At 49.4% G+C, this 981-nt stretch carries 1 protein-coding gene and 1 pseudogene; both read right to left on the reverse strand.

From position 1 onward, the window contains the following. Positions 1-532, reverse strand: a pseudogene (locus A3750_RS15345) (two-component sensor histidine kinase); the annotation flags it as partial. Next, a partial coding sequence (locus A3750_RS15350; protein ID WP_068548418.1) for a response regulator transcription factor occupies positions 519-981 on the reverse strand: 463 nt, incomplete at its 5' end. The pseudogene A3750_RS15345 and the gene A3750_RS15350, both read right to left, overlap by 14 nt.

A 981-nucleotide genomic window follows, 5' to 3' on the forward strand; every position in this document is an offset into this window, starting at 1 on the left:
TCATGGCAAGCATGAAGGTAATGGCCATGCCGAGATTAATCGCACGTTCAACTAGCTCTTTCACCGCCATAAACTCGTTTACATCACGGCCCACAAGCAGGCGTAAGCCGCCCGGCACTATGAACACACGCGCTCGTGCAGGTCTTTCAGATTCAGTGTGCCAGCCGAGTTCTTGGTCAAGCGTGAAATTTAACCAGCCATCTTGGACTTCGCCTTCTTCAGGCCATTTATCAATGTTGCCAGCAAGTTTAATGAAGTCGCGTGCGGTGAACAAATAGATTGCTTTGCCGTTAGGATCACGCGCGACTCGTTCACGAATCACGCTGATAAGGCCATTTAAACCTTGTCGCTGATATTGCTCGGCAAGTCCGACGATCTCGGCTTCAATGGTCTCATCGGTCTGGCTCGACATATAGCCAGCAGTTGCCCAATAGATGAAACCCATAAGAATAAAAACAGAGGTGGCGAACAGTACCATGTACATGATCGCCAACTGAAAGGTAGGGGTTCTTAGAAGACTAAGAATCTTCACTCAATATATACCCTGCACCACGCACAGTTTGGAGCAACTGTTTAGGGAAGTCTTTGTCGATCTTTGAACGCAAGCGACTGATATGTACATCAATAACGTTGGTTTGCGGATCAAAATGATAATCCCATACTTGTTCTAGAAGCATGGTGCGAGTGACCACTTGTCCCGCATGCTTCATTAAGTACTCCAGAAGCCGGAACTCACGTGGCTGGAGATCAATTTTCTGGCCTGCGCGCTTGACGGTTCGGGCTAGCAAGTCCATCTCCAGGTCGGCGACACTTAGATGCGTTACCTGCTCAGAACCGGAACTTGCTCCGCGACGCTCTAAGGCTTCCAATCGAGCCAATAGCTCGGTAAACGAGAAAGGCTTGGTGAGGTAGTCATCTCCACCGCCCCGAAGACCTTCGACTCGATCGTCTACATCGCCCAAGGCACTAAGAATAAGCACT

It is taken from the genome of Oleiphilus sp. HI0079 (genome assembly GCF_001635105.1).